Source organism: Enterobacter quasihormaechei, assembly GCF_004331385.1.
Lineage (GTDB): Bacteria > Pseudomonadota > Gammaproteobacteria > Enterobacterales > Enterobacteriaceae > Enterobacter > Enterobacter quasihormaechei.
Genome location: NZ_SJON01000006.1, coordinates 207,961 through 214,685, shown reverse-complemented (window position 1 = coordinate 214,685; position 6,725 = coordinate 207,961). Strand labels below are relative to the sequence as shown.

The following is a 6,725-nucleotide window of genomic DNA, read 5'->3' as shown; positions in this document are numbered from 1 at the left end:
TGAAGCTTACCCGGCTTGTCAGTCACCGTTTCATTTCCTTGATGCTCAAAGCCTCAGGAATCGATCTGATCCCGGTGCGGTGAAAGCGCGCCCGAATTGTCTGGTTATGCGAAAAATGGGATATTCAACACGCTAAGTTAACGATATTCGTCTAAGGTTTTCAGGTAATTGACAACAGCGGTCACGCTGCTCAGTGAAGACAGGAGACGAACCGATGATAAGACCTCGCGCACGACGCCCCGCTTTTTTGCCCCTTGCGCTGGCAGGCGCACTACTCGGTGTTACCTCATTTGGTTATGCTGAAGACCAGCCAACGAGCCAGCAACGCTCACCGGATATTCTCCTTGGCCCTCTCTTTAATGACGTACAGAGCGCCAAACTGTTCCCGGATCAGAAAACCTTCGCGGACGCCGTACCCAAAAGCGACCCGCTGATGATCCTGGCGGATTACCGGATGCAGCATACCCAGTCCGGTTTTGACCTGCGCCACTTCGTGGAGATGAACTTTATCCTGCCGAAGGAGGGTGAGAAATACGTTCCTCCGGAAGGTCAAAGCCTGCGCGAACACATCGACGATCTGTGGCCTGTACTGACCCGTACCACAGACAAAGCGAACAAATGGGACTCCCTCCTGCCCCTGCCAAAACCCTATGTCGTGCCGGGAGGACGCTTCCGCGAAGTCTATTACTGGGACAGCTATTTCACCATGCTGGGGCTGGCCGAGAGCGGACACTGGGACAAAATCAGCGACATGGTGGACAACTTCGCTTACGAGCTTGATACCTGGGGCCATATCCCTAACGGCAACCGCAGCTACTACCTGAGCCGCTCTCAGCCGCCGTTCTTCTCGCTGATGGTGGAACTGCTCGCCACGCATGACAGCGACGCGTTAAAGAAATACCGTCCGCAGATGGAGAAAGAGTATGCCTACTGGATGGAGGGGGCAGAGGGACTTCAGCCCGGCCAGGCGAACAAACGCGTGGTGAAGCTGGATGACGGCGCCCTTCTCAACCGCTACTGGGACGATCGGGACACGCCGCGACCTGAATCCTGGCTGGATGACGTGACGACCGCCAAAAACAACCCTAACCGTCCGGCCACGGAGATTTACCGCGATCTGCGCTCTGCCGCCGCCTCGGGCTGGGATTTCAGCTCCCGCTGGATGGACGATCCGCAGAAACTGGATACCATCCGCACCACCAGCATCGTGCCGGTGGATCTGAATGCGCTGATGTTTAAGATGGAGAAACTGCTGGCCCGCGCCAGCCAGGAAGACGGCGATAGCGCCAGCGCAAGCAAATACGACGCGCTGGCCTCCGCGCGTCAGAAAGCGATGGAAAGCCACCTGTGGAACGATAAAGAGGGCTGGTACGCGGATTACGATTTGAAAACGAAGAAAGTCCGTAATCAGCTTACGGCTGCGGCCCTCTTCCCGCTTTACGTGAAGGCCGCGTCACAGGAACGCGCCGATAAGGTGGCCGCAGCCGCGTCGTCGCGCCTGTTGAAACCGGGCGGTATCTCTACCACCACCATCAACAGCGGGCAGCAGTGGGATGCGCCGAACGGCTGGGCGCCGTTGCAGTGGGTAGCGGTGGAAGGGTTACAAAACTACGGTCAGCAAAAAGTGGCGATGGACGTAACCTGGCGTTTCCTGAAAAACGTTCAGCATACCTACGATCGCGAGAAGAAGCTGGTTGAGAAGTATGACGTCTCTTCGACCGGTACCGGCGGTGGCGGCGGCGAGTATCCGTTGCAGGACGGTTTCGGCTGGAGTAACGGCGTGACGCTCAGAATGCTGGACATGGTCTGCCCGAAAGAGAAGCCGTGCGACAGCGTACCGGAGAATCAGCCTGCGGCGAACGATGATGTCGCGCCTGCAAAACAGGCGGCGCAGTAGCTCCCTTCACCCTAACCCTCTCCCCAAAGGGGCGAGGGGAAGGTCCGTGCAATAAAGTGGCCCGGTAGCGTTACCGGGCTTTTTTCAGAAGCTGTAGCTTGCCCCAACCTGGAACGTCCGGTCGCGGCCTATCCAGCAGTTGGTCGCGTCATAGCAGGTGAGCGTTTCTTTGTTCGTGACGTTCTGCGCGCTCGCCTTCAGCGTGAGTCCCTCCAGCGCTGGCGCCAGTTCGCCCATGCGGTAAGAAGCCGCCAGATCGTACTGCGTAGTCCCGCCCAGCTTGCCTGCGTCGTTGCCCGGCGAGATTTCCATCGGCCCGGTGTAGCGCGCGCCGGCCCCCAGCGTTACCCCTCTCAGCGGCGTGCTGTCAAAGGTGTAATCCCCCCAAAGGTTAAAGGCGTTCTCAGGGACCTGCGTTGGCCGTTTGCCCTGATATTTGTCATCTTCGGTGTTAATGGCGTGGGTGTAGGCGTAGTTGGCAATCAGCGTCAGGTTATCCGTTGGACGACTGATGGCTGAAATCTCCGCGCCCTTAGATTCCACTTCCCCGGTCTGGCGGTAGTTCAGGAAGCCCGGATCGCTGGTCACCACATTTTTCTGACGAATGTTAAACACCGAGGCGGTGAAGGTGGTTGCGTATTCCGCCAGCAGGTATTTCACCCCACCCTCCACCTGCTTACTGGTGGTGGGCTTAACGTCTTTCGCGGTCAGCGTACCCTGCGGCGATACCGGGGCGAACCCTTCCGAGTAGCTGATAAACGGCGAGAGCCCGTTATCGAAGGCATAAAGCGCGCCCAGTCGTTTGGTGAGGCGATCCTGCGATACCCAGGCTTTGTCACCGTTTTGCAGATAGTTGGTGGTGACCGAACGGTAGTCGTCATAGCGCAGGCTGGCCAGCAGGTTCAGCCCGCCGAACTCCACCTGATCCTGCACGTAATAGCCGTTCTGCTGATAGCTCAACCGGTTTTTCTGCGCGGTATAAAGCCCCAGCGCATTGCTTTCGATCTGCCCGCGATCCGGATTGCGCATATCAATCCCCGGCGTGGACGAGGCGTAACGATAGTGGAAGTGAGAGTTCAGCTTCTGATAGTCAAAGCCCGCCAGCAGATGATGCTTCCAGTCTCCCAGCGCAACGGTGCGGGTGACCTGGTTATCAATGTTGAAGCTCTGCAAATCTTCATCCGTGGTGTAGGCGAAGCGGTTAAGCTGGTAGACCTCACTGCCCGTCCCGGTGGAATAGACGCTGCGCTGGTGGGTGTCCACATCAAAATAGCGCGCTTTCTGGTTAAAGCCCCAGCCGCTGTCAAACTCATGCTCAAAGCTGTAGCCCAGCATCCACTGGCGTTGCTTAAAGCCGCTCCACTCATCGCCGGCGTAATCACGACGATCGGCGTATTTCGAACGCAGATAGCTCAGCGGCATCGGGTCAGACGGCGTCAGGCTCGGCGTATTTTGCGCCAGCGCGTCAATGGTCAGGCGCGTTTTGCTGTCCGGCTGCCACGTTACGGAGGGGGCAACCAGATAGTTTTCATAGCGCGTGGTATGCGCCTGTTCGTCACTTTCCGTCGCTTTGCCCAGCAGGCGATAGTGCCAGTCGCTGGTCGCGATCTGCCCCGTGGAGTCCAGATACCCCTCTTTCAGATTGCGGTTGCCGGTATTAAAGCCCAGCTCCGTTTTCGGCTCTTTCTGCGGCTTTTTACTCTGGATATTGACCAGCCCGCCCGGGGAGCCGCCGCCATAAAGCACGGATGATGGCCCTTTCAGGATATCGACGCTCTCAATCAACAGCGGATCGATTCGCGCTTTGGTGTTACCCGTGACGTTATAGGGAAGTTGCAGGCCGTTGTAGAACTCCTGCTCAACGTTGAACCCGCGAATTTTATATTCGCTCATATAAGAAGTGCTGCCTCGCACCTCCGTGGAAACACCCGGCGCATAGCGCAGGATCTCGTTTACCGAACCGGCGTGCCGCTGCTCAATCTCTTTAGCGGCGATGGTGTTGATTACCTGCGGCGTTTTACTTTCCGCTACGGCTGATTTCGTGGCGCTGTTGGTCCAGCCGGGAAGCGCATCGCCCTGCTCTGTTCCTGTCACCACGATGGTGGATCCTTCTGCGAAAGCCTGTGTCTGCAATGCCAGCGTAACGGCGCCTGCCAACGCGCATAACGCCAAACGTGAAGTATGCATAGTGTCGTCTTGTTATTAGATGATATTGGGAACGCCAATTATTATTATTTCCATTAGCAAAGCAATATGCGCGGAGAAAACAGATCGTTTGTCTTAAGTTTCATGCGAGCGTGCCGATAACCCAGAGACAGTCTGTCATCTATCGAGGAGCCATCTGGCGTGAGTAGCTACAGTGAGCAGTTCCTGAAACAAAATCCGCTGGCTGTATTAGGGGTGTTACGCGACCTGAAAAAAGGTGAGGTGCCGCTGCGCATCAACTGGACAACCCGTCAGTTTATCAGCAAGATCCTGGACGTGACGGCAGAGCACCTGATTGTGGATCTGGGTAGCCAGAGCGATGAAAACCGTGCCGCGCTACAGGCAGAAAATCTTTCGGTAATGGCCGAAACGCACGGAGCAAAAGTTGAGTTTGTGCTGCCTCGCCTCACCGCGATCGCCTACCAGGGTTTGCCAGCGTTTATCGCGCCGTTGCCTGAAAATCTCTGGTTCGTGCAGCGCCGTGAGTTTTTTCGCATCAGCGCCCCGCTTCACCCGGCCTACTTCTGTAAGGCAAAAATGCCGGACAAAAAAGAGATCCGCTTTCGCCTGTTTGATTTATCGCTGGGCGGCATGGGCGCGTTGATGGATACGCCGAAGCCGGAAGGGCTGGTGGAAGGTATGCGTTTTAGCCAGATCGAGCTGGATATGGGCGGATGGGGACGCTTCTGGTTTGATGCTCAGCTGATTGCCATCAGCGAGCGCAAGGTGGTGGACGGCAAAAACGAGACCATTACGACGCCACGCCTGAGCTTTCGTTTCCTGAATGTCGGGCCAGGCGCCGAGCGCGAACTCCAGCGCATCATCTTTTCACTGGAGCGTGAAGCGCGTGAACGCGCGAATAAAGTGCTCTGAAAGGCGTCGGGCAGCGTGCAGCCGCCCGACAAAGGGATTACATAGCGTCCATCGCTTTCTGTACTTTCCAGATATAGCGCGGCGCCTGTGCTGACGGATGGTTCTTCACAACGTGTTCGAAGAATTCATCTTTATCCATATCGTTAATCTCTTCTATCGCTTCTTTGCGATCGGAGGAGAAGGTTCTCAGCAGCGCGCCGGCCCCGTTAACGTACGACACCACCAGCGCGTATTGCATCACTTCCGGGTCTTCAATTCCCTTCAGAATGCCGTGCTCCAGAATGCTCAGGTAGGCGGTTCCCATAGAAATATTACGTTCCGGGTTTTTCAGCTCGCTGGTGGAGGGTTGTCCCTTCCAGCCCATATAGCGATAGACCTCCCTTCCCGCCGTCGAGGCTTTTAGCTGCATCAGCCCCACCGCATTCGATTTACTCACCAGCGTTGGGTTGCCGCCGGATTCCACCGCAATAATTGCCGTGATCAGACGCGGGCTCACGCTCCAGGCCTTCCCGGCTTGTTCGCTGATCGGCATCCACTGCATGGCCCGCTTCACCGGCACGTCAGGGTTCCAGGGGGGATTTTGATAATCATGTTTTGAACTACAGCCAGCGAGCAACACAATCAAAAAAGCAAACCATCTCAATTTCACGTCATCTATCCTTATAGCCGGTCATCGCGGTACGTCGCCCCTTGAAGCAGGCGGCGTTTAAGCGGCATGATATAGACAATTAGTTTCTCATTCAGCAAGGAATTGCCATGCCTCAGTTTCATCTCATCGCACCGTCGGGCTACTGCATCAACCAGGAAGCGGCACAGCGGGGCGTTCAGCGTCTGCTGGAGAGGGGCCATCAGGTAGAAAATCAGACAATTATCCCCCGCCGCATGCAGCGTTTTGCCGGTACGGAAGCGCAGAGACTGAGCGATATCAACAGCCTGGCAACGCTGGAAGGCGAAAACAACGTTGTGCTGGCCGTGCGCGGCGGATATGGTGCGAGCCGGCTGCTCGAGAGTATCGACTGGGCCGGGCTGGCAGCACGCCAGCAGCAGGATCCGCTGCTGATCTGCGGCCACAGCGATTTCACGGCGATCCAGCTCGGCCTGCTGGCACTGCATAACGTCATTACCTTTAGCGGCCCGATGCTGGCCGGTAACTTTGGCGCGCCGGAGCTGGATGCTTTTACCGAGGAACATTTCTGGCGTGCCCTGCAAAACCCGACTTTTACCGTTGAGTGGCAAGGCAACGGACCGCACTGGGAATGTGAAGGACAGCTGTGGGGCGGGAACCTCGCGATGCTGGTGTCGCTAATTGGCACACCGTGGCTGCCGCAGATTGAGGACGGCATACTGGTGCTGGAAGATATCAACGAACACCCGTTCCGCGTCGAACGCATGCTGTTGCAGCTGTATCACGCCGGGATCCTGGATCGGCAGTCGGCCATTGTGCTGGGCAGTTTTAGCGGATCGGCCCCCAACGATTACGATGCGGGCTATTCCCTCGAGACGATGATTGATTTCATTCGTTCCCGGCTGGACGTTCCGGTGATTGCCGGGCTGGACTTCGGCCATGAGCAGCAAACCGTCACGCTGCCGCTGGGCGCCCGGGCGCGCCTGACGCATGATCATTCAGGCAGTCGGTTAACAATCAGTGGTCATCCGGTCTTAAAGGCATAAAAAAGCCGTTATTCCCCCTCAATAAAACGCTGTTACCGTTGTTAATATGTTAGGGTTTTAATAACAGCGTTCACATTGA

General features: G+C 56.6%; 5 protein-coding genes. 3 read left to right on the top strand and 2 right to left on the bottom strand.

The window, feature by feature from the left end:
• The first annotated feature begins 214 nt into the window (after positions 1 to 214).
• On the top strand, positions 215 to 1,897 hold the full coding sequence (locus E0L16_RS11020; RefSeq protein ID WP_131636916.1) for an alpha,alpha-trehalase: 1,683 nt from the start codon (positions 215 to 217) through the stop codon (positions 1,895 to 1,897).
• Between the two features lie 84 nt (positions 1,898 to 1,981).
• Here the strand turns inward: E0L16_RS11020 and E0L16_RS11015 are convergent, their stop codons facing one another.
• The gene (locus tag E0L16_RS11015) at positions 1,982 to 4,084 is read right to left on the bottom strand and encodes a TonB-dependent siderophore receptor (protein ID WP_131636915.1); all 2,103 of its coding nucleotides are present in this window, start codon (positions 4,082 to 4,084) and stop codon (positions 1,982 to 1,984) included.
• Positions 4,085 to 4,243: 159 nt separating this feature from the next.
• Between E0L16_RS11015 and ycgR the strand changes: the two genes are divergently transcribed.
• Complete coding sequence (gene ycgR / locus E0L16_RS11010; protein WP_063868503.1) at positions 4,244 to 4,975, top strand: flagellar brake protein YcgR; 732 nt, start codon at positions 4,244 to 4,246, stop codon at positions 4,973 to 4,975.
• A 37-nt stretch (positions 4,976 to 5,012) separates the two neighbouring features.
• Here ycgR and emtA read toward each other — a convergent pair whose 3' ends face one another.
• Positions 5,013 to 5,624, bottom strand: a complete 612-nt coding sequence (gene emtA, locus E0L16_RS11005) for a membrane-bound lytic murein transglycosylase EmtA (protein ID WP_131636914.1) — start codon at positions 5,622 to 5,624, stop codon at positions 5,013 to 5,015.
• A gap of 107 nt (positions 5,625 to 5,731) precedes the next feature.
• Here emtA and ldcA point away from each other — a divergent pair, with 107 nt between their 5' ends.
• A complete protein-coding gene (gene ldcA / locus E0L16_RS11000; RefSeq protein ID WP_131636913.1) occupies positions 5,732 to 6,646 on the top strand; it encodes a muramoyltetrapeptide carboxypeptidase in 915 nt (304 codons plus the stop codon).
• Positions 6,647 to 6,725 lie beyond the last annotated feature (79 nt).

What these genes read in the sequence shown, in the direction of transcription:
- E0L16_RS11020 (WP_131636916.1), top strand. Translation starts at nt 215, where the DNA reads ATGATAAGACCTCGCGCACGACGCCCCGCTTTTTTGCCCCTTGCGCTG.
- E0L16_RS11015 (WP_131636915.1), bottom strand. Translation starts at nt 4,084, where the DNA reads ATGCATACTTCACGTTTGGCGTTATGCGCGTTGGCAGGCGCCGTTACG.
- ldcA (WP_131636913.1), top strand. Translation starts at nt 5,732, where the DNA reads ATGCCTCAGTTTCATCTCATCGCACCGTCGGGCTACTGCATCAACCAG.